The sequence below is a fragment of the Pseudomonas oryziphila genome, assembly GCF_003940825.1.
Classification (GTDB): domain Bacteria; phylum Pseudomonadota; class Gammaproteobacteria; order Pseudomonadales; family Pseudomonadaceae; genus Aquipseudomonas; species Aquipseudomonas sichuanensis.
Genome location: NZ_CP034338.1, coordinates 1,928,775 through 1,954,944, shown reverse-complemented (window position 1 = coordinate 1,954,944; position 26,170 = coordinate 1,928,775). Strand labels below are relative to the sequence as shown.

23 protein-coding genes are annotated in these 26,170 nt (G+C 64.6%); 12 read left to right on the top strand and 11 right to left on the bottom strand.

What is annotated here, in order from left to right; translation table 11 throughout:
* Nucleotides 1-23: 23 nt before the first annotated feature.
* From dusA to EJA05_RS09240, 3 genes are all read left to right on the top strand, one after another.
* A complete protein-coding gene (dusA, locus tag EJA05_RS09250) occupies nt 24-1,034 on the top strand; it encodes a tRNA dihydrouridine(20/20a) synthase DusA (RefSeq protein ID WP_125858011.1) in 1,011 nt (336 codons plus the stop codon).
* A gap of 466 nt (nt 1,035-1,500) precedes the next feature.
* Entirely contained in the window at nt 1,501-2,427 is a 927-nt protein-coding gene (gene tal / locus EJA05_RS09245; protein WP_125858010.1) for a transaldolase, read from the top strand.
* A gap of 169 nt (nt 2,428-2,596) precedes the next feature.
* Nucleotides 2,597-4,459 (top strand): alkaline phosphatase D family protein, encoded by a 1,863-nt coding sequence (locus EJA05_RS09240; RefSeq protein ID WP_125858009.1) that lies wholly within the window; start codon nt 2,597-2,599, stop codon nt 4,457-4,459.
* Nucleotides 4,460-4,646: 187 nt separating this feature from the next.
* Here the strand turns inward: EJA05_RS09240 and rssC are convergent, their stop codons facing one another.
* Both rssC and rssB read right to left on the bottom strand, forming a co-directional pair.
* The gene (rssC, locus tag EJA05_RS09235; protein WP_110993518.1) at nt 4,647-5,129 is read right to left on the bottom strand and encodes an anti-sigma factor antagonist RssC; all 483 of its coding nucleotides are present in this window, start codon (nt 5,127-5,129) and stop codon (nt 4,647-4,649) included.
* Nucleotides 5,126-6,310 carry a two-component system response regulator RssB gene (rssB, locus tag EJA05_RS09230; RefSeq protein WP_125463389.1) on the bottom strand — a complete coding sequence of 395 codons (1,185 nt, stop codon included), beginning with the start codon at nt 6,308-6,310 and terminating at the stop codon, nt 5,126-5,128. The genes rssC and rssB overlap by 4 nt, the downstream gene beginning before the upstream one ends.
* A 374-nt stretch (nt 6,311-6,684) precedes the next feature.
* Here rssB and EJA05_RS09225 point away from each other — a divergent pair, with 374 nt between their 5' ends.
* The gene (locus EJA05_RS09225; RefSeq protein WP_125858008.1) at nt 6,685-6,984 is read left to right on the top strand and encodes a PilZ domain-containing protein; all 300 of its coding nucleotides are present in this window, start codon (nt 6,685-6,687) and stop codon (nt 6,982-6,984) included.
* Nucleotides 6,985-7,207: 223 nt separating this feature from the next.
* Here EJA05_RS09225 and EJA05_RS09220 read toward each other — a convergent pair whose 3' ends face one another.
* Nucleotides 7,208-7,915 (bottom strand): MlaA family lipoprotein, encoded by a 708-nt coding sequence (locus EJA05_RS09220; protein WP_110993522.1) that lies wholly within the window; start codon nt 7,913-7,915, stop codon nt 7,208-7,210.
* Nucleotides 7,916-8,104: 189 nt separating this feature from the next.
* Here EJA05_RS09220 and EJA05_RS09215 point away from each other — a divergent pair, with 189 nt between their 5' ends.
* Nucleotides 8,105-8,668 (top strand): phosphonoacetaldehyde phosphonohydrolase-related protein, encoded by a 564-nt coding sequence (locus tag EJA05_RS09215; protein ID WP_125858007.1) that lies wholly within the window; start codon nt 8,105-8,107, stop codon nt 8,666-8,668.
* Nucleotides 8,669-8,791: 123 nt separating this feature from the next.
* A complete protein-coding gene (locus EJA05_RS09210) occupies nt 8,792-9,055 on the top strand; it encodes a DUF4404 family protein (protein ID WP_110993524.1) in 264 nt (87 codons plus the stop codon).
* Nucleotides 9,056-9,195: 140 nt separating this feature from the next.
* On the opposite strand, the gene queF is transcribed toward EJA05_RS09210, so the two are convergent.
* Together queF and EJA05_RS09200 are read right to left on the bottom strand one after the other, a co-directional pair.
* Complete coding sequence (gene queF, locus EJA05_RS09205) at nt 9,196-10,026, bottom strand: NADPH-dependent 7-cyano-7-deazaguanine reductase QueF (RefSeq protein WP_125858006.1); 831 nt, start codon at nt 10,024-10,026, stop codon at nt 9,196-9,198.
* Between the two features lie 68 nt (nt 10,027-10,094).
* Entirely contained in the window at nt 10,095-10,628 is a 534-nt protein-coding gene (locus EJA05_RS09200; protein WP_125858005.1) for a cupredoxin domain-containing protein, read from the bottom strand.
* 241 nt (nt 10,629-10,869) lie between these two features.
* Here EJA05_RS09200 and EJA05_RS09195 point away from each other — a divergent pair, with 241 nt between their 5' ends.
* Nucleotides 10,870-11,550, top strand: a complete 681-nt coding sequence (locus tag EJA05_RS09195) for a heavy metal response regulator transcription factor (RefSeq protein ID WP_125858004.1) — start codon at nt 10,870-10,872, stop codon at nt 11,548-11,550.
* Nucleotides 11,547-12,899, top strand: a complete 1,353-nt coding sequence (locus tag EJA05_RS09190; protein WP_125858003.1) for a heavy metal sensor histidine kinase — start codon at nt 11,547-11,549, stop codon at nt 12,897-12,899. Before EJA05_RS09195 ends, EJA05_RS09190 begins: the two co-directional genes overlap by 4 nt.
* 107 nt (nt 12,900-13,006) lie before the next feature.
* On the opposite strand, the gene EJA05_RS09185 is transcribed toward EJA05_RS09190, so the two are convergent.
* The 3 genes from EJA05_RS09185 to EJA05_RS09175 all read right to left on the bottom strand — a co-directional run bounded on the left by EJA05_RS09185 (nt 13,007) and on the right by EJA05_RS09175 (nt 16,254).
* Nucleotides 13,007-14,251 (bottom strand): lipoprotein-releasing ABC transporter permease subunit, encoded by a 1,245-nt coding sequence (locus EJA05_RS09185; protein ID WP_125463382.1) that lies wholly within the window; start codon nt 14,249-14,251, stop codon nt 13,007-13,009.
* Nucleotides 14,252-14,312: 61 nt separating this feature from the next.
* The gene (gene lolD, locus EJA05_RS09180) at nt 14,313-14,996 is read right to left on the bottom strand and encodes a lipoprotein-releasing ABC transporter ATP-binding protein LolD (protein WP_178125737.1); all 684 of its coding nucleotides are present in this window, start codon (nt 14,994-14,996) and stop codon (nt 14,313-14,315) included.
* Between the two features lie 7 nt (nt 14,997-15,003).
* Nucleotides 15,004-16,254, bottom strand: a complete 1,251-nt coding sequence (locus EJA05_RS09175) for a lipoprotein-releasing ABC transporter permease subunit (protein WP_125463381.1) — start codon at nt 16,252-16,254, stop codon at nt 15,004-15,006.
* Nucleotides 16,255-16,347: 93 nt separating this feature from the next.
* Between EJA05_RS09175 and EJA05_RS09170 the strand changes: the two genes are divergently transcribed.
* Entirely contained in the window at nt 16,348-16,932 is a 585-nt protein-coding gene (locus tag EJA05_RS09170) for a PilZ domain-containing protein (RefSeq protein ID WP_125858002.1), read from the top strand.
* A 31-nt stretch (nt 16,933-16,963) separates the two neighbouring features.
* On the top strand, nt 16,964-17,680 hold the full coding sequence (locus EJA05_RS09165) for a glycerophosphodiester phosphodiesterase (RefSeq protein ID WP_125463379.1): 717 nt from the start codon (nt 16,964-16,966) through the stop codon (nt 17,678-17,680).
* A gap of 48 nt (nt 17,681-17,728) precedes the next feature.
* Here EJA05_RS09165 and sthA read toward each other — a convergent pair whose 3' ends face one another.
* The 3 genes from sthA to EJA05_RS09150 form a co-directional block, all read right to left on the bottom strand.
* Complete coding sequence (gene sthA, locus EJA05_RS09160; RefSeq protein WP_110993534.1) at nt 17,729-19,123, bottom strand: Si-specific NAD(P)(+) transhydrogenase; 1,395 nt, start codon at nt 19,121-19,123, stop codon at nt 17,729-17,731.
* 203 nt (nt 19,124-19,326) lie between these two features.
* Nucleotides 19,327-20,325: an FAD:protein FMN transferase gene (locus EJA05_RS09155; protein ID WP_125858001.1), complete on the bottom strand. Its 999-nt coding sequence runs from the start codon at nt 20,323-20,325 to the stop codon at nt 19,327-19,329.
* A gap of 194 nt (nt 20,326-20,519) precedes the next feature.
* A complete protein-coding gene (locus EJA05_RS09150) occupies nt 20,520-21,983 on the bottom strand; it encodes a glyceraldehyde-3-phosphate dehydrogenase (protein WP_110993536.1) in 1,464 nt (487 codons plus the stop codon).
* A gap of 167 nt (nt 21,984-22,150) precedes the next feature.
* Here EJA05_RS09150 and mfd point away from each other — a divergent pair, with 167 nt between their 5' ends.
* Together mfd and EJA05_RS09140 are read left to right on the top strand one after the other, a co-directional pair.
* Nucleotides 22,151-25,600: a transcription-repair coupling factor gene (gene mfd, locus EJA05_RS09145; RefSeq protein WP_110993537.1), complete on the top strand. Its 3,450-nt coding sequence runs from the start codon at nt 22,151-22,153 to the stop codon at nt 25,598-25,600.
* Between the two features lie 9 nt (nt 25,601-25,609).
* Nucleotides 25,610-26,170, top strand: a complete 561-nt coding sequence (locus EJA05_RS09140) for a CsiV family protein (RefSeq protein WP_125858000.1) — start codon at nt 25,610-25,612, stop codon at nt 26,168-26,170.

Genomic DNA, 26,170 nt, shown 5'->3' with positions numbered 1-26,170 from the left:
GGTACAAGAATGTGTAGACCAGAATGCCCCTAGAAACAGCCTCAAAGCCACAAACCACGCGCCCTGAGCCGTCCCGCCGCTTCTCCGTGGCGCCGATGATGGACTGGACTGACCGCCACTGCCGGTTCTTCCTGCGTCTGCTGTCGAAAAACGCCCTGCTCTACACCGAAATGGTCACCACCGGCGCGCTGCTGCACAACGATGCCCAGCGCTTCCTGCGCCACGACGACTCCGAGCACCCGCTGGCCCTGCAACTGGGCGGCAGCGTGCCGGCGGACCTGGCCGCCTGTGCGCGGCTGGCCGAGCAGGCGGGTTATGACGAGGTCAACCTCAACGTCGGCTGCCCCAGCGACCGGGTGCAGAACAACATGATCGGCGCCTGCCTGATGGGCCATCCGGCGCTGGTGGGCGATTGCGTCAAGGCCATGCAGGATGCGGTCGGTATTCCGGTGACGGTCAAGCACCGCATCGGCATCAACGGCCGCGACAGCTATGCCGAGCTGTGCGACTTCGTTGGCCAGGTGCGCGATGCCGGCTGTCGCAGCTTCACCGTACATGCGCGCATCGCCATTCTTGAAGGGCTGTCGCCCAAGGAGAACCGCGAGATCCCGCCGCTGCGCTATGACGTGGCGGCGCAATTGAAAGCGGACTTCCCGGACCTGGAGCTGGTGCTCAACGGTGGCATCAAGACCCTCGAAGAGTGCCGCACGCACCTGCAGACCTTCGATGGGGTGATGCTGGGGCGCGAGGCGTATCACAACCCGTACCTGCTGGCCGAGGTTGACCAACAGTTGTTTGGCAGCGAGGCGCCGGTGGTGAGCCGCAGCGAGGCGATGGAGCGGCTGCGGCCTTATATCGTCGCGCATATGGAAAGCGGCGGTGCGATGCACCATATCACCCGGCATATTCTCGGGCTGGGCCAGGGCTTCCCGGGGGCGCGGCGCTTCCGGCAGTTGCTGTCGGCGGATATTCACAAGGCCGACACGCCGCTGGCGGTGCTGGACCAGGCGGCGGAGTTGTTGCAGGGGCGATGAGGCTGCCGTGGCCAAGTGTGGCAACCACTGCCTTTGTGCTGCGCACGATAGCGCCGGGAAGCACCCGTCGACTTTCGACTCGAATCGTTACCTTCGGCATATCCCCGGGCTGGCCTCGGGGCTGCTGCGCAGCCCATCGCGGGGCAAGCCCTCCCCCACGCAGACGCCGGGTGCCCTGTGGGAGCGGGTTTACCCGCGAATGCGTCGGCTACTTCACGACCGCCTTCGCGGGCGAACCCGCTCCCACAGGTCAGGTGTGGCAACCATTGTCTTTGTGCTGCGCACGATAGCGCCGGGAACCTCCGGTCAGCTTGCGACTCGAATCGTCACCTTCGGCATATCCCCGGGCTGGCCCCGTGGCTGCTGCGCAGCCCTTCGCGGCGCAAGGCCGCTCCTACACACGGGGCCTTGAGCGGGCGTGAGGGCTCGGGTAATGTCGAGCCATTGCACAGGACAGAGCACGCCCATGACCTCCAAGCTGGAACAACTCAAGCAGTTCACCACCGTGGTCGCCGACACCGGGGACCTGGACGCCATCACCCGGCTCAAGCCGGTCGATGCCACCACCAACCCGTCGCTGCTGCTCAAGGCCGCTGCCATCCCGGGTTACGCCGACCTGCTGAAAAAGGTCAAGGCCGAGGCCAAGGGCAATGTCGACCTGGCCTGCGACACCTTCGCGGTGGCCGTGGGCGCGGGCATCTTGCAAGCCATCCCTGGGCGGATCTCCACTGAAGTGGATGCGCGCCTGTCGTTCGACGAGCCGGCACTGCTGAAAAAGGCCCGCCTGCTGATCGAACTGTACGAAGCCTCCGGGGTTTCCCGCGACCGCGTGCTGATCAAGCTGGCCTCCACCTGGGAGGGCATCCGCGCCGCCGAGAAGCTCGAAAAGGAAGGCATCCAGACCAACCTCACCCTGCTGTTCTCCTTCGCCCAGGCTCAGGCCTGCGCCGATGCTGGCGTGTTCCTGATCTCGCCGTTCGTGGGGCGCATCTACGACTGGTACAAGAAGAGCACCGGCAAGGACTATGTGGGCGCCGAAGACCCGGGCGTGCAGTCGGTCACGCGCATCTACGACTACTACAAGACCAACGGCTACAACACCGTGGTGATGGGCGCGAGCTTCCGCAATATTGGCCAGATCGAGCAGCTGGCCGGCTGCGATCGCCTGACCATCAGCCCGGAGCTGTTGCAGCAGCTGTCGGACGACCAGGGCGAGCTGCCGCGCATTCTCAAACCGGGCAACGCCGGTGAGGCCAAGCAGGTGCTGAACGAAAGCCAGTTCCGCTGGGCGATGAACGAGGACGCCATGGCCACCGAGAAACTGGCCGAGGGCATCCGCCAGTTCGCCCGCGACCAGGAGAAGCTCGAGAAGCTGATGGCAGAAAAGGCCTGATACACATCGGGTTTGCCAAGCGGGCGGGAAGTGCGCAGCATTTTCCGCCCGTTTTGTTTTGCCTGCAAAGCATTTGAATTCAAGGGCCTCTTCGCGGGGCAAGCCCGCTCCTACAGTTTAGGAGCGGGCTTGCCCCGCGAAGAGGCCAGCCAAGCCCCCAGAGCCGTCGATGACCTCCCGCGCCCCACTGCCCCTTGTTCTTGCTGGCCCGGTACTGCGCCGCCTTGAACCCCAACGCCTGGCCATCTGGCTGGTCGGCTCGCAACCGCTGCTGCCCGAATTCGTGCTCGGCTACCCAGGCATCACCCCCAGCCTTCACTGCACCACCCTCGCGGTCGGCGCACGGGCATTCGTGCACCTGCTGGACATCCATTTCGACCGACCGCTGCCCTGCGACATCGCGCTTGAATACGACCTGCTGATCAACGGCCAGGGCATCAGCGACTGGGCGCCACACCTGCTCTACCCCGGCGCCACCCGGCCAGATTTCGTGCTGCGCGAGCGCCTCGACCAGGTACTCCACGGTTCATGCCGCAAGCCGCACCACCCGGCGGCCGACGGCCTGCTATGCGCCGACCGCCTGCTGGCCGCCTGCACCCAGCCGCAACAACGCCCCGCCGTGCTGTTGATGACCGGCGACCAGGTGTACGCCGATGACGTCGCCGGCCCCATGCTGCGGGCCATCCATGAACTGATCGAGTGCCTGGGGCTGTTCGACGAGCCCCTGGAGGGCGCCGTGGTCGACAGCGGCGCGGCACTCTACCGCCACCCGGCCTGCTACTACCACCGCGCCGACCTGCTGCCGGCGCAGCAGGGCAACGAAACCCTGCGCGAGCGCTTCTTCGGTGGCAAGCGCAAGCCGATCTTCTCGTCCAGCAATGCCGACAACCACCTGGTGACCTTCGCCGAGGTGATGGCCATGTACCTGCTGGTGTGGTCGCCGACGCCGTGGGCGCTGGTGCGGATGGACATGCCGGCGGACCTCACCGAGCAACGCCAGTCGCGCTACCGCCGCGAACTGCCGCTGATCGAAGCGTTCGCCGATGGCCTGGGCCAGGTGGCGCGGGTCATGGCCCACCTGCCCTGCCTGATGATCTTCGACGACCACGACATCACCGATGACTGGAACCTCTCGGCGCAGTGGGAACAGACCGCCTATGGCCACCCGTTCTCGCGGCGCATCATCGGCAACGCGCTGCTCGGCTATCTGCTGTGCCAGGGCTGGGGCAACGACCCGGATGCCTGCGCGCCGCTGATCGAGCAATGCCAACGCTTTGCTCAGCAGCGCACCACTCAGGATGAACTGATCGGCGAGCTGCTGCGCTTCCAGGGTTGGCAATATGAGCTGCCCAGCAACCCGCCGCTGCTGGTGCTGGACACCCGTACCCGCCGCTGGCGCAGCGAAAGCAACCTGGGCAAACCGTCTGGCCTGCTCGACTGGGAAGCGCTGTGCGAACTGCAACAGGCGCTGATCGACCACCCTTCGGCGGTGATCGTCTCGCCGGCGCCGATTTTCGGGGTCAAGCTGATTGAAACCGTGCAGCGGGTATTCAGTGCGCTGGGCTACCCACTGCTGGTGGATGCCGAGAACTGGATGGCCCACCGCGGCGCGGCACAGGTGATCCTCAACATCTTCCGTCACTCGCGCACGCCGGGGCATTACGTGGTGCTGTCGGGCGACGTGCATTACTCGTTCGTCTATGAAGTGCTGATCCGCCACCGCCAGCGCAGCCCACACCTGTGGCAGGTGACCAGCAGCGGCATCAAGAACGAATTCCCCCGGCGCCTGCTGGATGTGCTCGACCGGCTCAACCGCTGGCTGTATTCACCGCGCTCGCCACTCAACTGGTTCACCAAGCGTCGGGAGATGGAGGTGGTGCCACGGGTGCCCAGCCACAGCAAGGCCGGTGAGCGGCTGTGGAACAGCGCGGGGCTGGGGCAGGTGTTCTTCGATGAGCAGGGGCGGCCAGAGCGGGTGTATCAGCTCAATGCCGATGGGGCCGCGGCGACGGAGTTCGTGCGGCGGGGGTGATCGGGCGCAAGGCCTGTATTGCTTGCCCTGGCCTCATCGCTGGCAAGCCAGCTCCCACCCTGACCGCGCAGGCCCAAGCCATGTGCAATCCTTTGGGAGCAGCTGTCTTGCTCAATGCTCAACAGCTGGCACGATCCCTGTGGGAGCCGGCTTGCCGGCGATGAGGCCAGGACAGGAAAAACGATGGTCAGGAACGCTCCAGCGCGCTCACCAGGTCGTGGAACGCCTCGCGGTTGGAGTCGTTCAGCCCCATGAGGATCTTGTGCGCCTCCAGCACCTTGGAACGCACCACATCTTCGCTCTGGTCCTGCGATGGCAGGTCGGTCAGGCACTCGGGGCATGGCACCGGGCGGTCGACGATGTTGAAAACCTGGTCGAAGCCCATGGACTGCAACAGGCGCGAGATGTCCGGGTTGGTGGTGACCACGGTCGGCAGCAGGCCAATTTTCTGCCGCGACAGGATCGACAGCTTGGCCAACAGGCCCAGCGTGGTGCTGTCGATGCTTTCGGTTTCGGTCAGGTCGATGACGATGGCCGAGAAATTCAGCGCAGTGAAAATCTTCTCGATCGTCGCATCCAGCGCCGAACACAGGGTCAGGCGCACTTCACCGACAAATTTCAGAACGAAGGTGCCGCTCTGTTCGGCGAACTGGATTCTACCGGTACTCATTCAAGGTTCCTGCTCAACACCAATAGGGCGATATCATCCGGCATCTCCCCAAGCGTAGCCAATTCGAATCGTTGGCGCAGCCCCTCCAGGCTACCCCCCGCTTCCTTGACGATTTCCGGCAAGGTCGCTTCCTTATCTTTGAGTGTGCCCCCTGGCAAAAGGTCCAGAATGCCATCGGACATGAGCGTGAGGCTGAACTGCGGTGGCAGCTCCAGCACCAGGTCCTGGTAGCTGGCCTCTTCGAACAGCCCCACCGGCAGGCCGCGGCCTTCCAGGTAACGGACTTCACCCGGGGTGTACAGCACCGGCAACGGCAAATGGCCGCCGACACTGTAGGTAAGCAGGCCGGTTTCCTCGTCGATGACGCCACCGACCATGGTCACATGCTTGCCCAACTTGCAGTTGATCAGCCCGCGGTTGATGTGGCTGAGCACTTCCGAAGGCTTGAACTCACGCACTTTGCTGCCGCGCTTGAATTCGAACAGCAGACGCGTGGTCATGAACTTGAGCAGCACGGTGACGAACGCCGACGACGCGCCATGGCCGGAAACGTCGGCCAGGTAGAACGCAATGCGCCGTTCATCCACGCGGAAGTAGTCGGCGAAATCACCCGACAGGTACAGCGACGGGATGATCTGGTGCTCGAAGGTGTACTCGCCAGCAACCCAAGGGTTCTCGGGCAGCATGTTCATCTGCACCTGGCGCCCGGCGGTCTGGTCTTCCTGCAGCAGGTGCAGGCTGGCCTCGAGCTCGCGGTTGGCGGCTTCGAGCTTGTCGCGGTAGCGCTGGTTTTCCAGCACCAGGCGCGAGCGGTCGAGCGCGCGGCGCACCGAGTGCTCGAGCACGGCGAGGTCTTCAAGCGGCTTGATCAGGTAATCGGCGGCGCCCAGGCGCAAGGCCTCGACCGCGTCGCTCATGACACCGGCACCGGACACCACGATCACCGGCAACTGCGGCGCGCGCTCGCTGACCTGGCGGATCAGTTCGAGGCCGCCCATCTGCGGCATGCGCAGATCGCAGATCACGAGGTCGGGCTGGTGTTCTTCGAAGACCTGAAGGCCCTGCTGGCCGTTCCCGGCCTGGAGGACGCTGAAGCCACTGTCTTCCAGATAGGCGGCGAGGCTGGCACGGACCACATCGTCGTCATCGATAATCAGCAGCGTTGCACTGGTTTTCTGCATGTGGGCGAACGGCGCCGATTTGGGTTGGCGTAGCGGGCGTCGGCAAGCCGGCGCAAAGCTACTGGAATACTGTGTGATCACTCACTCTCTGAGTTGTAGGACAAGAAAACTCGCCCGGCAAATAGCAGTGGTGCCCTGTAAGGCGCAGACGGTACTCCCATCCGCCGGGCGTTTCAAGCATGCAAGGGTCGAGTGCTGCGCGGTAATCACTCGTGGTTATTAAGGGCTCTGTTTCGCACACTGTTATGCATATCCGCCGGCCCCGCAGGCATTGCAGGCCTGCCCTGCAACTGGCGATTGCCGATGCAATTTGCCCGGACGTATGATCGGCGCTACAGCCTGCACAGCGGCGCAACCGATGGAAAGGACCGAGCATGCACCTGACGCCCGACAGCCACAGTGAAAAACGCGATTTCATCCGCATGCGCATCGACACCGAGGTCAGCCTGCTGCATGAGGGCCAGGTAATCGCCGCCGTCTGCCTGGACCTGTCCAGCAGCGGAATGCAGGTGCAGGCGCCACAGCGCTTCCAGGTGGGCGACCGCATCGAGGTGCGCATCGACTCCGACCACGCCGCCCTCAAGGGCCTGCATGCCAGCACCGAAGTGGTGTGGATCGCCGACCAGCCAGGAGGCGAACAGAAGTTCGGCCTGCGCATCCTGGCCATGCACTGAACGCAAGACGCAAAAAGGCGACCCGAAGGTCAATGCCGGTCAATTAAGCCAATTGGGTTCGCTGCGCGACCCTTCGCGGGTAAACCCGCTCCCACAGGATCGCGCAGAGCCTCAAGTCGGCGCGAAACCTGTGGGAGCGGGTTTACCCGCGAAGGGCTGCAAAGCAGCCCCAACTAACTGACTGGCACTAACCCGAAGGCCGCCTTTTTCACATCGACAAGGCTTAGAAGTCGTCTTCGACTTCGCCGTCCTTGACCTTGAACTCACGGTTCTGCAGGTAGGCGTTGCGGATGAAGATGTACTTGTCACCCTGAATCAGCTTCTCGGCAGGCAACAGGCTGGCGCGGGTATCGATCACGTCCAGGGCGAAGATCGAGTTGCGCGTCGGCACGTGGTCGATATAGCGGTAGGGTTCGGTGTAGGTGTCCGGGTACTTGGCCAGGCCGTCACGCACGGTGCTTGGGCCGAGCAGCGGGATGACCACGTAGGGGCCGCTGGGCACGCCCCAGTAACCAAGGGTCTGGCCGAAGTCTTCGTCGCTGCGCTGCAGGCCCATCTTGGTGCCGACATCGAAGAAACCGCCCAGGCCGAAGGTGGTGTTGACGATCAAACGTGCCGTGTCGATACCCGCCGCGCGCGGCTTGAGCTGCAGCACGTTGTTGGCCAGGTTGGTCACATCGCCCAGGTTGCGGAAGATGTTGTGGATGCCATCTTCGAGGAACTGCGGGGTGACGGCCTGGTAACCCTGGGCCAGGGGTTTGAGGGCGTAGGTATCCAACACATCGTTGAACTTGAAGATCGGTCGGTTGACCGTCTCCCACGGGTCGTCCTCGGTGGCCGCTTGGGTGGCTGCCACGGGCGCCAGCAACAGGCTGGCGCAGACACAGGCCTGGGTGAGTCGCTCGATCACTCCGGCACCGATCCTACGCATAGATGTTTCTCCATCGGATTTCAGGGCGGCAACGGCCCTGGGCGCGCTGCGAACAAGGCGCCAGTATAATGGCTCGCTGGCTGATAAACAGCTTTACATAAATTAGCTCAACATTTTGTGAACAACTGTTGCAGTCATCGCTCGGTAACAAACGCTGGATAGCCTGCAGGGTATTTCAGGGAAGTTGCCATGCAAGACGCACCTGCCTTCACTGCCGTGCTGTTCGGCCTGCGTGGCTGCCTGGTCCATGCCAGCAACGGCAGCCCCCTGCCCGCCCCCGGCGCCCTGGCCTTGCTGGCCAGCCTGCGCGCCCGGCAAGTGCCGTGCATCTGGCTTGACGAGGTCAGCCCCAGCGCGGGCAAACGCCTGACCAGCGTACTCCCTGACTGGCTGCCGGGCCTGCCCAGCAACGGCTGCAAATGGCCGGCGCCGGATGCCTGCTGGCACGCCCTGATGGCCCTCGAAAGCCAGCAACTGGAAGGCTGCGTGCTGATCAGTGGCGAGCCGCTGCTGCTGCAGTCGGGCCTGAATGCCGGGCTGTGGACCGTCGGCCTGGCCGCCTGCAGCCCGTCCTGCGACCAGGCCTCAAGCCAGTGGCAGGCCATGACCCAACAGGAGCAGGAGCGTGCCCGCGGCAAAGCCACGCTCGAGCTGTTCGGCCTGGGCGTGCATTCGGTCATCGACCATCTGGAATCCCTCGACACCTGCCTGTCGGACATCGCCCTGCGCCGGCACAAGGGCGAGAAGCCCTGACACATCCGCGTTGATACGGGTCATGCAAAGCACCGGCAGGTGGATTACGCTAGAGGTCAGGCACGAACCTTTACCATTGCGCCGAGGTCCATGCCTTGCCAAGCCATTGATGGAGAACGAACAATGCCTGCCCGCGAACTGCAAGAGCGCCTCAACAGCCTGCGCGAGCAACTGGACCGCAACGTGCCGCTTTCGGATGAAGAGCTGGCCAACCTGCATGAAGAAGCCCGGCAGATCGAGGCTCAACTGAAACTTGAGGAAGCCACGCCTGACAACAACCTGGTGGATGGCGTGAACCTTGCCATCGAACGCTTCGAGGCCGACCACCCGGACCTCACCGCCACCCTGCGCAGCATCGTCAATTCGTTGCACAGCATGGGGATCTGAGCCTTTCAAACACCGCTGGGGCTGCGTTGCAGCCCATCGCCGGCAAGCCGGCTCCCACAGGTGCAGCACATGGCTTGAAGTGTGCCGTCGGTGTGGGAGCTGGCTTGCCAGCGATGGGCCGCAACGCGGCCCCAACTGCCTTACTGACGAACCAGGCGCAGGTTCGCCGGACTGATCGGCCCGGTGCTGCGATACGGGTTGATGTCCAGCCCGCCACGACGTACATAGCGCGCGTACACCGTCAGGTACTCCGGCTGCAGCAGGTTCTTCAGGTCCAGGTAGATTCGCTCCACGCACTGCTCATGGAAGTCGGCATGCTGGCGGAAGCTGATCAGGTAGGTCAGCAGGCTGGCGTGATCCAGCGCCCGCCCCTTGTACTCCACCACCACACTGCCCCAGTCCGGCTGGCCGGTCACCGGGCAGTTGGACTTGAGCAGGTGGCTGTGCACGGTCTCTTCCACCACGCGCTCCGCAGAGCAGCGCAGCAACTCAGGCTGTGGCTGTTCGTAGTTGCTGATGGTGATATCCAGCGCATCGATGCACTGGCCCGGCAAGGCGGTCACGCCCTGCGCTTCGACCTCAGCCAGGGTGCGAACCTTGACCAGCACCGGCTTGCCGGCGGCGCCGGAAAGGTCTTTCTCAAGGCAGGCCTGCAGCTCGGTCAACGACGCGAACACGGTCTGGTTCAGCGAGTTGAGGTACAGCTTGAACGACTTCGATTCGATGATGTTCGGCGAGTCGCAGGGGATGGCGAACTCGGCGATGGCCACCACCGGCTTGCCCGACGGCAGCAGCCAGGACAGCTCGAAGCAGTTCCAGAAATCCACGCCCTGCCACGGCAGGGCGTCGCCGCTGACGCCCAGCTCGGCCCACTTGGCCAGGCGCGGAATGGGGAACAGCAGCGCGGGGGTGTAGGTGGCGATGTATTCGCTGGACTTGCCCAGCGGGGAGTGTTCGGCGGCGGGATGCATGGAAACTGACCTGAGGGTTCGAAAATGCCCCTAGTCTACCGGTTTTACACCCCGCCTTGGAGCGCAAGCTACTCGATGGTCAGTGGGCCAACCATGCCGGCCTGGTAATGCCCGGGTACGTTGCAGGCGAACTCGATGGGCGCCGAGGTGCGGAAGGTCCAGGTCAACTCGGCACGCTGGCCGGGCTGCACCAGCACTGTGTTGCCGCCGCCGTGCGCGTGGCCGCCCTGGCTCATCTGGCCATGGTCCATCTGGCCATGGTCCATCTGGCCATGGTCCATGCCCTCGTGATTCATGCCGGCGGTGAAGATCTTGCCCTGCATCGCCACCATCTCTTTCTGGTGCTCGGCATGCATGGCCTTGTCACCCAGGTTGAACTCGTGGGGCAGCTTGCCTTCGTTGACCAGGACGAAACGTACCGTCTCACCGGCCTTGACCCTGAGGCTCTTGGGCTCGAAAGCGATGTCCTTGAGCACGACCTCGACGGTGCGGGTGGCCTTGGCTGCCGGCGCCGGCTCGCCGAAGGCGAAGTGCTGGGCTTCGCCAGCGAAGGTGGGCAAGCTGACCAGCGCAAGGGCGGCGGTGATGAACAGGTGCTTCATGTGAACTCCGGGAACTGCAGCGAGAATGAGGCCATTCTGGAAGGCGCCGGCTGGCAGCTGGCTGACGGGAAGATTACAACTTTGTCAGCTTGGGCGAGGCAGAGGATCGTCACGTATGATTTCGAGCACTGTCTTTGTGGGAGCGGGTTTACCCGCGAATGCTGCAGTGAATGCACCGACGTATTCGCGGGTAAACCCGCTCCCACAGGGCCCGAGTGAACCTTCAGAACTGTGGACGCCCATGAAACTACTGATCGTCGAAGACCAGGCCAAGACTGGCCAATACCTGGCCCAGGGCCTGAGCGAGGCCGGCTTCAACACCGAGCTGGCCGGTGACGGCGACACCGGCCAGCACCTGGCGCTAACCGGCGACCACGACCTGCTGATCCTCGACGTGATGCTGCCTGGGCGCAATGGCTGGCAGATCCTCCAGGCGGTGCGCCAGGCGGGCCTGACCACCCCGGTGCTGTTCCTCACCGCCCGCGATGCCGTCGAAGACCGCGTACACGGCCTGGAGCTGGGCGCCGACGATTACCTGGTCAAGCCCTTCGCCTTCTCCGAACTGCTGGCCCGCGTACGCAGCCTGCTGCGCCGCGGCGCAAGTGCCAGCCAGGACACCTGCCTGATGCTCGCCGACCTGCGCCTGGACCTGATCCGCCGCCGCGCCGAACGCTCGGGCCAGCGCATCGACCTGACCGCCAAGGAGTTCGCCCTGCTCGAACTGCTGCTGCGCCGCCAGGGTGAGGTGCTGCCCAAGTCGCTGATCGCCTCCCAGGTGTGGGACATGAATTTCGACAGCGACACCAATGTCATCGAAGTGGCCATCCGCCGCCTGCGCCTGAAGATCGACGACAGCCACGCCACCAAGCTGATCCATACCGTGCGCGGCATGGGTTATGTGCTTGAAGAGCGCCAGGACTGATGCGCCGCCTGTCCCTCGGCGGCCGCCTGGCCCTGCTGTTCGCAGCCTGCACCGCCAGCGTCTCACTGGGTGCCGGGCTTTTGTTCAGCCGCGCCAGCGAACAGCACTTCGTCGAACTCGACCAGCAGTTGCTCAGCGGCCGGCTGTCATTGATGCGCAGCCTGCTCGAGGGTGTGGCCACACCTGAGCAGCTGCGCTCACGCCTGCCCCAGTTGCGCGACGAACTGAGCCACCAGTCCGAGCTGGCCCTGCGCGTGCGGGGCGCCGACGGCACACCCTGGTTCGACAGCCGTACCGGCCTGCCGGACGAACCGAGCCAGCCGGGCCTTGCGACCCTGCATACCAGCGGCATCGACTACCGCAGCCTGAGCACCGCGCTGGCAGACCATCAGCCAAGCGCCCCGCAGCTGACCCTGTTCCTCGACATCACTCATCACCAACACTTCCTCCAGGGCATGCAGCGCCTGATCTGGCTCACCGTCGGCCTGTCCGCGCTGGCCACCGCACTGCTCGGCGCCTGGGCCGCGCGCCGCGGGCTCAAGCCGCTGCGGCAGATGGGCAAGGTGGCCGCCAGCGTCAATGCCCGCTCACTGACCACGCGCCTGCCGCTGGCGCAGTTGCCCGAGGAGCTGGCCGAACTCGGCGCCACGGTCAACGCCATGCTGCAACGCCTGGATGACGCCTTCCAGCGACTGTCGGCGTTCTCTGCCGACATCGCCCACGAACTGCGTACGCCGCTGTCCAACCTGCTCACCCACACCCAGGTCACCCTCACCCGCCCGCGCAGCCTTGAGGAGTACCGCGAAGCGTTGCACGGCAACCTGGAAGAGCTGCAGTGGATGGCCCAGCTGGTCAACGACATGCTCTACCTGGCCAAGGCCGACCACGGCCTGCTGATGCCCAGCCGCCAGCCACTGGACCTGGCGGCGGAGGTGGATGCATTGCTGGAGTACTACGCGCCGCTGGCCGAAGACGCCGAGGTGCGGCTGCTGCGCGAGGGTATGGCGCACACCGAGGGTGACCGGCACATGCTGCGCCGCGCCCTGTCCAACCTGCTGGACAACGCCCTGCGCTTCACCCCTGCCGCAGGCGAGATCCGCGTGACGCTGGAGCCCGGGCTGCGCATCGTGGTGGCCAATCAGGGGCCGGCGATTGCGCCAGCGTTGCTGGAGCGGTTGTTCGACCGTTTCTATCGGGCAGACCCGGCACGCCAGGAAGGCAGCAGCGAGCATGCGGGGTTGGGTTTGGCGATCACCCGCTCGATCGTGCAGGCGCATGGGGGAAGCATCAGGGCAGAGTGCGCGGATGGCTGGACGCGGTTTGTGATCGAGTTACCTGACAGGCCGTGAACCGGGGCTGCTTTGCAGCCCATCGCGGGGCAAGCCCGCTCCCACAGGGCTCGCGCATGCCTGCTTTTTGTGGGAGCGGGCTTGCCCCGCGAGGACAACTTGAAGCCTTACTCGTAGCGCAACGCCATCGCCGGCTCAATCTGCGAGGCGCGGTACGCCGGGTAGATCGTCGCCAGGAAGCTCATCACCAGGCCCGCGGTGCAGATCAGCGCCACGTCGCCCCACTGCAGCTCGGACGGCAGGCTGCTGATGAAGTAGATGTCGGAGGTGAAGATGTGCTGGCCGCTGACCCGCTCCAGCCAACCGACCACCGCGCTGACGTTCAACGCCAGGGCCACCCCGAACACACCACCGAGCAGGGTGCCGACGATGCCGATCAGGCTGCCCTGGACCATGAAGGTGCCCATGATCTGCGCCGGGGTGGCGCCAATGGTGCGCAGGATGGCGATGTCCGCGCCCTTGTCGTTCACCACCATCACCAGGGTGGCGATGATGTTGAACGCCGCTACCGCGATGATCATCATCAGCAGCAGGCCGATCATGGTCTTTTCCATCTTCATGGCGCTGAACAGGCTGCCCTGGGTGTGCGACCAGTCATCGGCGCGGTAGCCATCACCCAGGCCCGCGGCAATGGCCTTGGACACCTGCGGCGCGGCATACAGGTCATGCAGCTTGAGGCGCACGCCCTGCACCTGACCCGGGGCCCAGCGCTGCATCTCGCCGGCATCGGCGATGTGGATGTAGGCCTGGGAGCCATCCAGTTCGGCGCCCACCTTGAAGATGCCGACCACGGTCAGGCGCTGCATGCGTGGGGTGATGCCACCAGGTTCCTTGCTGACTTCGGGGACGATCAAGGTCAGCTTGTCACCGGTATTGAGGCGGAAGCGCCGGGCCGTCAGCTCGCCGATGACCACCCCGTAGTCACCCGGCTGCAACGCCTGCAGGCTGCCCTGGACGATGTGCTGGGTAACGATGGAGACCTTGGCTTCCTCGGCCGGGTCGATACCGGCGACCTGGATCGGCTGCATCGCCCCCCGGTACGACAGCATGCCTTCCATTTCGGTGATAGGCGCCGCGGCCATCACCGCCGGGTTGCCTTCGGCGGTGGCGGCGACCTTGCGCCAGTCGTCCAGCGGCTGCACACCAAGGATGGCGGCATGCGGCACCAGGCCAAGCACGCGCGAGCTCATCTCGCGCTGGAAGCCGTTCATCACCGACAACACCGTGATCATTGCCAGCACGCCAAGCGACAGCCCGATCATCGAGGTCATGGAGATGAACGAGATGAAGTGGTTGCGACGCTTGGCACGGGTGTAGCGAGCACCGATGAACAAGGACAAGGGTCTGAACATGAACCGGGATACCCAATGAAAGTGTGAACCGGGGCGCCTCAGGGCGCCCCGCGCAGGCGATTCAGATCGCCACCAGGCGCCCGTCTTCCAGGCTCAGCACGCGGTCCATCTGGCGCGCCAGGTTGAGGTCGTGGGTCACTACCAGGAACGCGGTCTGCGATTGAGTGGACAGCTCACGCATCAGTTCCTGGATACCCAGGGCGGTGTGGTGGTCGAGGTTGCCGGTCGGCTCGTCGAGCATCACCAGGCCCGGGCGGTTGACCAAGGCGCGGGCGATCGCCACGCGCTGGCGCTCACCGCCGGACAACTCGGCCGGCTTGTGATTCAGCCGATGGCCCAGGCCGACGCGCTTGAGCAGTGCTTCAGCACGCTCGCGGGCCTCGGCGATCGGCGTCTTGCCGATCAGCAGCGGCATGCAGGCGTTCTCCAGCGCGGTGAACTCCGCCAGCAGGTGGTGGAACTGGTAGACGAAGCCCAGCGCGCGGTTGCGCAGCAGCCCACGGGCACGCTCGCCGAGCGCCGAGAGCTCTTCGCCGGCCAGCCAGACACTGCCCTGGGTTGGCGTGTCGAGGCCGCCCAGCAGGTTGAGCAAGGTACTCTTGCCCGAGCCCGAACTGCCGACAATGGCCACCCGCTCACCAGGGTGCAGCTCAAGGTTCAAGCCGGACAGCACCTGGACCGACTCCGGGCCCTCGTCGTAGCTCTTGCCCAGGTTGCGGCAACTCAACACGGCTTTATCACTCATGCGCGACTCACTCATAACGTAGCGCCTCTGCAGGCTGGGTGCGCGAGGCACGCCAGGCCGGGTACAGGGTGGCGAAGAAACTCAGGACCAATGCCGCACCGCAGACCATCCACACATCTTGTGCCTGGAGCTGCGAGGGCAGGTAATCGATGAAGTACACGTCGGCGTTGAGGAACTTGTGCCCGATCAGCGTCTCGACGCCGGCGATCGCCGCACTGACGTTGAGTGCGCCGAGGATGCCGACGACCGCGCCGATCAGGGTGCCGACCACGCCGATCACCGTGCCCTGGACCATGAAGATGGCCATGATCTGGCCCGGCGTTGCGCCCAGGGTACGCAGAATGGCGATGTCGCCGCGCTTGTCGTTGACCACCATCACCAGGGTGGAAATGATGTTGAACGCCGCCACCGCCACGATCAGCAGCAGCAACAGGCCAATCATGGATTTTTCCATGCGGATGGCCTGGTAGAGGTTGCCGTGGGTGCGGGTCCAGTCACGCGGATAGAACTCCTGCTCGCCCAACTGCTGGGCGATGGCCCAGGCGGCACGTGGGGCCTGGAACAGGTCGTCGAACTTGAGGCGGATGCCCTGGACCTGGTCTGGCTTCCAGCGGTGCAGGCGCGACAGGTCGGTAATGTTGGTGAGGCCGAGGTAACCGTCGATCTCGCCGGCGCCGACGTGGAAGATGCCGACCACGGTGAAGCGCTTCATGCGCGGGAACATGCCCGCCGGCGTGACGCTGACTTCGGGGGCGACGAAGGTCAGCTTGTCGCCGATGCCGACGCCGAGCTTCTGCGCGGCCTTGTCGCCGATCATGATGCCCCACTCGCCCGGCGCCAACTTGTCGAGGCTGCCATCGAGCACGAACTTGTCGATGATCGACACGTCACGCTCGCGCGCCGGCTCCACGCCATTGAGCAGCACTTTCTGCACCTTGCCTTCGTGCGTGAGCAGGCCCTGCATCTGGGTGAAAGGCGCAACCGCCAACACCTGCGGATTCTGCTTTACTTTGGAGGCAAGGCCCTGCCAGTCGTCGATCGGCTGGCCGGTCTCCAGCGTGGCATGGGGGATCATCCCCAACACGCGGGTACGCATCTCGTGATCGAAGCCGTTCATGACCGACAGCACCACGATCATCACCACCACGCCCAGGGCGAGGCCGATCATCGAAGTGAGTGAAATGAACGAGACAAAGTGATTGCGACGTTTGGCACGGGTGTAACGCGTACCAATGAATACGAAAAGAGGTCTGAACATGTCGGGGCTTGTTCGGATGAAAGGGAACGTCCTTGTGGCGATGCGCCTACGGCGGCTTTACACTCGGACCACCGCCGTAACCTTGGGTTCGCCATGACGACATTAGACGAAGAAGATCGCCGCGAATACTACCGCATCGAAGATCGGATCGCACTTCAAATCAGCCCCTTAAGCGCGGCCGAAGCCCTTGAGACAGAACTGTTGCAGGATGATTCCGAGCTGTTCAACCTGCTCAGCGAACTGCACTTGTCCGACTTCGAGTCGCAACACCTGCTGCGTCAGCTGAGTGAGAAGGACCGTACCCTCGCCGCCTTCCTGCGCGCCCAGAACAAACGCCTCGACCTGCTCAGCGCCGTAGTCGCGCAAACCCTGCTCGGCGAAGTCGGCCAACCGCAGCCGGTGATCATCTCCGAAGGCGGCATCGAGTTCGCCCAGCGGCAACAGATCAGCGCCGGCACCCGGGTGAAAGTGAAGATGGTGCTGATGCCCCGCGCCCATGGTTTGCTGCTGCGTGGCCGCGTCACCCATTGCGACCCGCGCCCCGATGGCAGCTTCGAGGTGGGCACCGAGTTCATCGACATGACCGACGCCCAGCGCCAGCTGCTGGCGCGCTACATCCTGCAGCGCCAGCAACAGCAGCGGCGCCAGGCACTGGAACAGAACAACCCCGCCTCCTGAGCCATTTTTTCTCTGATTTGAAGGAACGAACGTGACCCTGATCTATGGCCATCGCGGCGCCAAGGGCGAAGCCCCCGAGAACACCCTGACCAGCTTCCGCCAATGCCTGTCCCACGGCGTGAACCGCTGTGAACTCGACCTGCACCTGTCGGCCGACAACGAACTGATGGTGATCCACGACTCTACCCTCAAGCGCACCACTGGCCGGCGTGGCAAGGTGGTCGAGCACCCGGCTGCCGCCCTGGTCACCTACGACGCGCGCCAGGGCGGCCCGGGCCATGTGCAGCCTTGCACCATCCCTCGCCTGGAAGAGCTGTTCGAGAAATGCCCGTTCGAGCATTGGCAACTGGAAGTGAAAAGCGCCTCGCGCACCCGCGCCGCCACCACCGTGCTGGCGATTCGCGAACTGGCCCAGCAGTACGGCCTGCTGGACAAGGTCACCATCACCTCGAGCTCACGAGAAGTGCTGGGCGCCGCCCAGGAACTGGTGCCCGACGTGAAGCGCGGCCTGGTGGCCGAATACGCCTGGCTCGACCCACTGAAGGTCGCGCAGAACTACGGTTGCGAGATGCTGGCGTTGAACTGGACGCTGTGCACCCCCGAGCGCCTGATCAAGGCACAGCGCCAGGGTTTGCACGTGTCGGTGTGGACGGTCAACGAACCGGCACTGATGCGCCGGCTCGCTGATTTTGGCGTGGACAGCCTGATTACAGACTTTCCCGGTTTGGCCAAGACCACCCTCGGGTAGGGCTGAAATCGGTCTCCCCGACCGGCTCAGGCCACCGGCCGGAGCCGCTCAAAAAAGCCGGTTCAGACCGTCGTAGGCAGCTACCCGATAGGCTTCGGCCATGGTCGGGTAGTTGAAGGTGGTGTTGACGAAGTACTTCAGATTGTTCTGCTCACCCGGCTGGTTCATGATCGCCTGGCCGATGTGGACGATCTCCGAGGCCTGGTAACCGAAGCAGTGCACGCCGAGGATTTCCAGGGTTTCGCGGTGGAACAGGATCTTCAGCATGCCTTGCGGCTCACCGGCGATCTGCGCGCGGGCCATGCTCTTGAAGAAGGCCTTGCCCACTTCGTACGGCACCTTGGCCTGGGTCAGCTCCTGCTCGTTCTTGCCGATCGAGCTGATCTCCGGAATGGTGTAGATGCCGGTGGGCACGTCATCGACGAAGCGCCAGCTGCCGTTGTCGACGATGCTGCCAGCGGCGGAGCGGCCCTGGTCGTGGGCGGCACTGGCCAGGCTCGGCCAACCGATCACGTCGCCGGCGCCGTAGATGTTCGGCACGCTGGTGCGGTAGCTCTTGTCGACTTCGATCTGGCCACGGCTGTTGACCTTGATACCGATGTTCTCCAGGCCCAACTTGTCGGTGTTGCCGGTACGGCCGTTGCACCACAGCAAGGCGTCGGCCTTGATCTTCTTGCCCGATTTCAGGTGCAGGATCACCCCGTTGTCCAGCCCTTCAACCCGGTCGTACTCCTCGTTGTGGCGTACGGTGATGTTGTTGTTGCTGAAGTGGTAGCTCAGCGCCTGGGAGATTTCCGAGTCGAGGAAGCTCAGCAGCTGGCCGCGGTTGTCGACCAGCTCCACCAGCACGCCCAGGCCGCTGAAGATCGAGGCGTATTCGCAACCGATCACCCCGGCGCCATAGACGATCAGCTTGCGCGGGGTGTGGCTGAGGCTGAGGATGGTGTCGCTGTCGTAGACGCGCGGGTGGTGGAAGTCGATGTCGGCCGGGCGGTACGGGCGCGAGCCGGTGGCGATGATGATCTGCTTGGCGTTGAGCTTCTCGACCACACCGTTGGGGCAGACCACTTCGACGGTCTGCTCGTCGGCGAAGCTGCCAGTGCCGGTGAACACGTCGACGCGGTTACGGGCGTAGTAGCCGGTACGCGAGGCGACCTGCTTGCTGATCACCTTCTCGGCGCTCTTGAGCACGTCGGGGAACGAGAACCAGCGCGGTTCGCCGATGGCGCGGAACATCGGGTTGGTGTTGAACTGCATGATCTGCCGCACGGAGTGACGCAGCGCCTTGGACGGGATGGTGCCCAGGTGGGTGCAGTTGCCGCCGACCTGGCGACGGCTGTCGACCATGGCCACCTTGCGCCCTGCTTTGGCGGCGTTCATTGCCGCGCCTTCTCCGGCCGGGCCGGAACCCAGCACCACTACGTCGTAGTTGTAGACAGCCATGCGTACTCCTTCAGAACTGGCCCGCCGGCCGGTTGGCCGCGGGGCGCGATCATGTCGCCGGGGCGCCATGAGAAAATTCGGGTGCAGTCTAATCAAGCGTGAACGCCGCGCACATTAACCCTTGGTCGCGTCGTAGGCCACTTTTGCCTGCACTACATGTGGTTTCACCGAATCCATGGTGGCGATCATCCGTGGCTTGCCTTTCACTCGCCTTTCAGCGCCCGCTCGAACGCCGGGGTGGAACGGGAGACGAAACCACCTTCGGCCCGAGTCACCAACACCGCCGCGATACCGTGGGCAATGGCGAAGTCCCAGCCCTGCTGCGGCCCGAGGATCAACAGCAGGGTCGAGTAGCCGTCGGCCAGCAAGGCCGAAGCGTCGAGCACGGTCACCGACGCCAGGTCATGTTCGACCGGGCGCCCGAGGCGGGCATCGAAGGTGTGCGAATAGCGCCGGCCATTGTCCTCGAAATAGTGCCGATAGTCACCCGAGGTCGACACCGCCAGCCCTTGCACGGCAATGACCTGGCGGGCGACCTGGCGATCTTCGCGGGGCAGCTCCAAGGCCACCCGCCAGGGGCTGCCATCGGGCTTGCGGCCCACGGCCTTGAGCTCGCCGGTGGCCTCGGCGAGGAAACTGTCGATGCCCATTTTTTGCAGGTGCGCAGCGATCAGGTCGACCGCATGGCCGGCGGCGATGCTGTTGAAGTCCAGCTCGATCGGCGCGTCCTTGCACAGGTTTTCGCCCTCGATGCGCAAGTGGCGGTAGCCAACCCGCTGGCGGGCCAGGGCCTGCGCCTGCGCATCCGGCACGTGCAGCGCGCGGGCCTGCGGGCCAAAGCCCCAGAGGTCCAGCAGCGGCTCGACGGTGAGGTCGAAGGCGCCCTGGCTCTGCTCGGCCAGGTGCTGGCCGAAGGTGACCAGTTCGAGCATGTCGGCATCGACGGGCAGGCACTGATTGGCCGGCAGCTGGTTGAAGCGGCTGACGCTGGAGTCGCCACGGTAGGTGGAGTAATGCGCGTCGATGGCCTGCAGGATGCTTTCGACGGCCGCCCGCACCTGCTCCGGCGCCGGGCCGCCGGTCTGGCGAACGTACTGGATGCTGTAGCTGCTGCCCATGGTCGGGCCGCCGAAGCGTTCGAGGGTAGGGCCCTGTTCGCAGCCAGTCAGGAGCATCAGGATGGACAAGAGTGCTGCGCGCAAATTCAAATTCTCGACGGGGTGCACCGGCCTCTTCGCGGGTAAACCCGCTCCCACAGGTTTGCCGTCACTTCAGCCTTACGGCATCCCTGTGGGAGCGGGTTTACCCGCGAAGAGGCCCGCATGGACGACACAATACTTGGCGAAAAAAAACGGGAACCCGAAGGTTCCCGTTTTCTCAACGCATTACAAGCGGATCAGCGTGGAAACGCTGGCGGGTTCACACCGGCCATGTCTTCCATCACACGAACCACCTGGCAGCTGTAGCCGAACTCGTTGTCGTACCAGACGTACAGGACAACGCGGTTGTCGCTGCAGATGGTCGCTTCAGCGTCGACCACACCGGCGTGGCGCGAACCGACGAAGTCGGTGGAAACCACTTCCTGCGAGCTCACGTAGTCGATCTGCTTGTGCAGCTCGGAGTGCATGGCGGTCTGGCGCAGGTACTCGTTGAGTTCCTCGCGGTTGGTGGCCTTCTCAAGGTTCAGGTTGAGGATGGCCATCGACACGTTCGGCGTCGGCACGCGGATCGCGTTGCCGGTCAGCTTGCCCTTGAGCACTGGCAGTGCCTTGGCGGCAGCGGTGGCGGCACCGGTCTCGGTGATGACCATGTTCAGCGGCGCGGCACGGCCACGACGGCTGCCCTTGTGGAAGTTGTCGATCAGGTTCTGGTCGTTGGTGAACGAGTGAACGGTTTCGACGTGGCCGTTGACGATGCCGTACTGGTCGTTGATGGCCTTGAGCACCGGCACGATGGCGTTGGTGGTGCAGGAAGCAGCGGAGATGATCTTGTCATCGGCGCTGATGTCGCCATGGTTGATGCCGTGCACGATGTTCTTCAGCGCGCCCTTGCCCGGCGCGGTGAGGATCACGCGGGCAGCGCCCGGGCAGGCCAGGTGCTGGCCCAGGCCGTCGGCGTCACGCCATACGCCGGTGTTGTCGACGATCAGCGCATCCTTGATGCCGTACTGGGTGTAGTCGACTTCGCTCGGGCTCTTGGCGTAGATCACCTGGATCAGGTTGCCGTTGGCGGTGATGGTGTTGTTGGCTTCGTCGATGGTGATGGTGCCATCGAACGGGCCGTGCACCGAGTCACGACGCAGCAGGCTGGCGCGCTTGACCAAGTCGTTTTCGGCGCCCTTGCGCACGACGATGGCGCGCAGGCGCAGGCCGTCGCCGCCACCGGTCTTCTCGATCAGGATGCGCGCCAGCAGGCGGCCGATGCGGCCGAAGCCGTACAGCACGACGTCGGTACCCTTGCGTGCGGAGGCGTTCTGCTGACCAACCACATCGGCCAGTTCTTCACGCACGAACTGCTCGGCGGTGCGGCCATTGCCTTCCTGCTTGAACTTGTTGGCCAGCTTGCCCAGGTCAACCGAAGCGGCGCCCAGTTTCAGCTCGCTCATGGCCTTGAGCAGGGGGAATGTCTCGTGGACGGACAGTTCGGTTTCGTCGGTCTGACGGTGACGCGCAAAGCGGTGGGCCTTGAGAATCGAGATAACCGAACGGTTGATCAGGCTGCGGCCATAGATCGAGCTCACCACATTGTTGTTGCGGTAGAGCTGACCGATAAGCGGGATCATCGCTTCAGCCAGGGCTTCACGATCGATCCACTCACCAAGACACTGGTCGGGCTTCTGAGTCACGGTAACCTTCCACATGTAGGGGAACAAAAAAGGGGCTACATTATGACGCCCCGCGGCGTATCGGGCAATGAGCGCCTGTCGCCGGCCACAAGCCCCGTCGCCACGCCCTTTCGAGCCTGACAGCGCGCCCGCTCACCGGTACAATCGACCTCTTTGCCGCAACGCTTGGAGTCCGATCTCCCGTGTCAGTTCTGCGCCTACCGCAAATGTCGGCCACGGCCGGCAAACACACCTGGGGCAACCTGCCCGGTGCCGCCTTGAGCCTGGCCATCGCCGAAGCCGCCAGCAGTGCCGGCCGCTTCACCTTGCTGCTGACCGCCGACAGCCAGGCCGCCGATCGCCTGGAGCAGGAGCTGCGCTTCTTTGCCCCGGACCTGCCGGTACTGCCCTTCCCCGACTGGGAAACGCTGCCCTACGACCTGTTCTCGCCGCACCAGGACATCATCTCGCAGCGCATCGCCAGCCTGTACCGGCTGCCGGAGCTGGACCACGGCATCCTGGTGGTGCCCGTGACCACCGCCCTGCACCGCCTGGCCCCCACCCGCTTCTTGCTGGGCAGCAGCCTGGTGCTGGACGTGGGCCAGAAGATCGACGTCGAGCAGATGCGCACGCGCCTCGAGGCCAGCGGCTACCGCTGCGTCGACACGGTTTACGAGCATGGCGAGTTCGCCGTGCGCGGGGCGCTGATCGACCTGTTCCCCATGGGCAGCAAACAGCCGTACCGGATCGACCTGTTCGACGACGAGATCGAGACGCTGCGCACCTTCGACCCGGAGACCCAGCGCTCGATCGACAAGGTCGACTCGGTGCGCCTGCTGCCGGCCCGCGAATTCCCCATGCACAAGGACGAGGTGACCCGCTTCAAGGCCCGCTTCCGTGAGCGCTTCGATGTGGACTTCCGACGCAGCGCGATCTTCCAGGACCTGACCAGCGGCATCATCCCGGCCGGCATCGAGTACTACCTGCCGCTGTTCTTCGAAGAAACCTCGACCCTGTTCGACTACCTGCCGGCGGACACTCAGGTGTTCTCCCTGCCGGGCGTGGAGCAGGCTGCCGAGCACTTCTGGAACGACGTGCGCGGGCGCTACGAAGAGCGCCGCGGCGACCTCAGCCGCCCACTGCTGCCGCCGGCCGAGCTGTTCATGCCGGTCGAGGACTGCTTCGCCAAGCTCAAGCAGTGGCCCCGGGTGGTGGTCAGCACCGATGACCTCGAGCCCGGCGCCGGTCGTGAGCGCTTCCCGGCGCGCGCGCTGCCCAACCTGGCCATCGAGGCCAAGGCCAACCAGCCGCTGGCGGCGCTGTCGAACTTCCTCGAGCAGTTCCCGGGCCGCGTGCTGTTCACCGCCGAGTCCGCCGGCCGGCGCGAAGTGCTGCTGGAACTGCTCGAACGCCTGAAGCTGCGCCCGCAGACCGTCGAGGGCTGGGCCGACTTCATCACCGGCAGCGAACGCCTGGCAATCACCATCGCCCCGCTCGACGACGGCTTGCTGCTGGACGACCCGGCCATTGCCCTGGTGGCCGAGAGCCCCTTGTTCGGCCAGCGCGTGATGCAGCGCCGGCGCCGCGACAAACGCGGCGAGGCGGCCAACGACGCGGTGATCAAGAACCTTACCGAGCTGCGCGAAGGCGCGCCGGTGGTGCACATCGACCATGGCGTGGGCCGCTACCTGGGCCTGGCCACGCTGGAAATCGACAGCCAGGCCGCCGAGTTCCTCACCCTTGAATACGCCGAAGGCGCCAAGCTCTACGTGCCGGTGGCCAACCTGCACCTGATCGCCCGCTACACCGGTAGCGACGATGCCCTGGCGCCGCTGCACCGGCTGGGTTCGGAAGCCTGGCAGAAGGCCAAGCGCAAGGCCGCCGAGCAGGTGCGCGACGTCGCCGCCGAACTGCTCGACATCTATGCCCGCCGCGCCGCGCGCAAAGGCTACGCATTCGCCGACCCGGCCGCCGACTACGCCACCTTCAGCGCCGGCTTCCCGTTCGAGGAAACTCCCGACCAGCAGAACGCCATCGAGGCCGTGCGCGAGGACATGCTCGCCGCCAAACCCATGGACCGCCTGGTATGCGGCGATGTCGGCTTCGGCAAGACCGAGGTGGCCATGCGCGCGGCGTTCATCGCCGTGCACAGCGGCCGCCAGGTGGCGGTGCTGGTGCCGACCACCCTGCTCGCCCAGCAGCACTACAACAGCTTCCGCGACCGCTTCGCCGACTGGCCGGTAACGGTCGAGGTGATGAGCCGCTTCAAGTCGGCCAAGGAGGTCAGCGCCGCTGCCGCGGAGCTCGCCGAAGGCAAGATCGACATCCTCATCGGCACCCACAAGCTGCTGCAGGACGATGTGCGCTTCAAGGACCTGGGCCTGGCCATCATCGACGAGGAACACCGTTTCGGCGTGCGCCAGAAGGAACAGCTCAAGGCCCTGCGCAGCGAGGTGGACATTCTCACCCTCACCGCCACGCCGATCCCGCGCACGCTGAACATGGCGGTGTCGGGCATGCGCGACCTGTCGATCATCGCCACCCCGCCGGCGCGACGCCTGTCGGTGCGCACCTTCGTCATGGAGCAGAACAAGAGCACGGTCAAGGAAGCGCTGCTGCGTGAACTGCTGCGTGGCGGCCAGGTGTACTACCTGCACAACGACGTGAAGACCATCGAGAAGTGCGCCGCGGAGCTGGCCGAGCTGGTCCCGGAGGCACGCATCGGCATCGGCCACGGGCAGATGCGCGAGCGCGAACTCGAACAGGTGATGAGCGACTTCTACCACAAGCGTTTCAACGTACTGATCGCCTCGACCATCATCGAGACCGGCATCGACGTGCCCAGTGCCAACACCATCGTCATCGAGCGCGCCGACAAGTTCGGCCTGGCGCAGTTGCACCAGCTGCGCGGCCGGGTTGGCCGCAGCCACCACCAGGCCTACGCCTATCTGCTGACGCCGCCGCGCCAGCAGATCAGCGCCGATGCCGAAAAACGCCTGGAAGCCATCGCCAACACCCAGGACCTGGGTGCCGGCTTCGTCCTAGCCACCAACGACCTGGAGATCCGCGGCGCCGGCGAGCTGCTGGGCGACGGCCAGAGCGGGCAGATCCAGGCGGTCGGTTTCACTCTGTACATGGAAATGCTCGAGCGCGCGGTCAAGGCCATCCGCAAGGGCAACCAGCCGAACCTCGAGCAACCGCTTGGCGGCGGCCCGGAGATCAACCTGCGCCTGCCGGCGTTGATCCCCGAGGACTACCTGCCGGATGTACATGCGCGCCTGATCCTTTACAAACGCATTGCATCAGCGGCGGACGAGGAAGGCCTCAAGGACCTGCAGGTCGAGATGATCGACCGCTTCGGCCTGCTGCCCGAGCCGAGCAAGAACCTGATGCGCCTGACCCTGCTCAAGCTGCAGGCGGAAAAGCTCGGCATCAAGAAAGTCGATGCCGGCCCCAATGGCGGCAAGCTCGAGTTCGAGGCGCAAACCCCGGTCGACCCGCTGACCCTGATCAAACTGATCCAGGGCCAGCCCAAACGCTACAAGTTCGAAGGTGCAACCCAGTTCCGCTTCATGGTGCCGATGGAACGCCCCGAAGAACGCTTCAATACACTGGAGGCGCTGTTCGAGCGCCTGACCCCACAGCCAAACTAAGGAAGCTCCATGCGTGCCATTCGTTCCCTGACCCTGCTGCTGGCGTTGTTCGCCCCGACCGCCTTCGCCGCAGGCCCCTATCAGGTGGAAATGATCCTGGTGCGGCAGAACGCCGTGCCGGCGATCACCAGCCCGTTCGCCCCGGAAGACTGGAGCGCCGGCGCGCCACGCCTGGAAAAAGGCGCCGAGCGCCCGGCCGGGCTGGGTGACGAAATCACCCGCCTGCAGGCCACCGCCGACTACACCGTGCTGCTGCACAAAGCCTGGCAGCAGGACGGCGAGGCCATCGCCCTGAGCGCCGGCAACGAACAGTTCGGCCACTTCCCCATCGAAGGCAACCTGAGCATCAAGGAAGATCGTTTCATCGCCGTTGACGCCAACTTCTGGGTCAACCAGCTCGACAGCAATGGCAGCGTGCTGCAGAGCGAACAGCTCAAGCAGAGCAACAGCAACATGAAGGCTGGCCAGCTGACCTTCCTCGACGGCGGTCATCTGGCCGTGCTGATCAAGGTGTCGCCTGCCGGCATGCGCAAGATGCCGCTGCCGGACCCGGAGATGATGGAGCAGTGA

Coding starts and splice junctions, on each gene's coding strand:
- dusA (WP_125858011.1), top strand. CDS start 24: ATGCCCCTAGAAACAGCCTCAAAGCCACAAACCACGCGCCCTGAGCCG.
- tal (WP_125858010.1), top strand. CDS start 1,501: ATGACCTCCAAGCTGGAACAACTCAAGCAGTTCACCACCGTGGTCGCC.
- EJA05_RS09240 (WP_125858009.1), top strand. CDS start 2,597: ATGACCTCCCGCGCCCCACTGCCCCTTGTTCTTGCTGGCCCGGTACTG.
- rssC (WP_110993518.1), bottom strand. CDS start 5,129: ATGAGTACCGGTAGAATCCAGTTCGCCGAACAGAGCGGCACCTTCGTT.
- rssB (WP_125463389.1), bottom strand. CDS start 6,310: ATGCAGAAAACCAGTGCAACGCTGCTGATTATCGATGACGACGATGTG.
- EJA05_RS09225 (WP_125858008.1), top strand. CDS start 6,685: ATGCACCTGACGCCCGACAGCCACAGTGAAAAACGCGATTTCATCCGC.
- EJA05_RS09220 (WP_110993522.1), bottom strand. CDS start 7,915: ATGCGTAGGATCGGTGCCGGAGTGATCGAGCGACTCACCCAGGCCTGT.
- EJA05_RS09215 (WP_125858007.1), top strand. CDS start 8,105: ATGCAAGACGCACCTGCCTTCACTGCCGTGCTGTTCGGCCTGCGTGGC.
- EJA05_RS09210 (WP_110993524.1), top strand. CDS start 8,792: ATGCCTGCCCGCGAACTGCAAGAGCGCCTCAACAGCCTGCGCGAGCAA.
- queF (WP_125858006.1), bottom strand. CDS start 10,026: ATGCATCCCGCCGCCGAACACTCCCCGCTGGGCAAGTCCAGCGAATAC.
- EJA05_RS09200 (WP_125858005.1), bottom strand. CDS start 10,628: ATGAAGCACCTGTTCATCACCGCCGCCCTTGCGCTGGTCAGCTTGCCC.
- EJA05_RS09195 (WP_125858004.1), top strand. CDS start 10,870: ATGAAACTACTGATCGTCGAAGACCAGGCCAAGACTGGCCAATACCTG.
- EJA05_RS09185 (WP_125463382.1), bottom strand. CDS start 14,251: ATGTTCAGACCCTTGTCCTTGTTCATCGGTGCTCGCTACACCCGTGCC.
- lolD (WP_178125737.1), bottom strand. CDS start 14,996: ATGAGTGATAAAGCCGTGTTGAGTTGCCGCAACCTGGGCAAGAGCTAC.
- EJA05_RS09175 (WP_125463381.1), bottom strand. CDS start 16,254: ATGTTCAGACCTCTTTTCGTATTCATTGGTACGCGTTACACCCGTGCC.
- EJA05_RS09170 (WP_125858002.1), top strand. CDS start 16,348: ATGACGACATTAGACGAAGAAGATCGCCGCGAATACTACCGCATCGAA.
- sthA (WP_110993534.1), bottom strand. CDS start 19,123: ATGGCTGTCTACAACTACGACGTAGTGGTGCTGGGTTCCGGCCCGGCC.
- EJA05_RS09150 (WP_110993536.1), bottom strand. CDS start 21,983: ATGTGGAAGGTTACCGTGACTCAGAAGCCCGACCAGTGTCTTGGTGAG.
- EJA05_RS09140 (WP_125858000.1), top strand. CDS start 25,610: ATGCGTGCCATTCGTTCCCTGACCCTGCTGCTGGCGTTGTTCGCCCCG.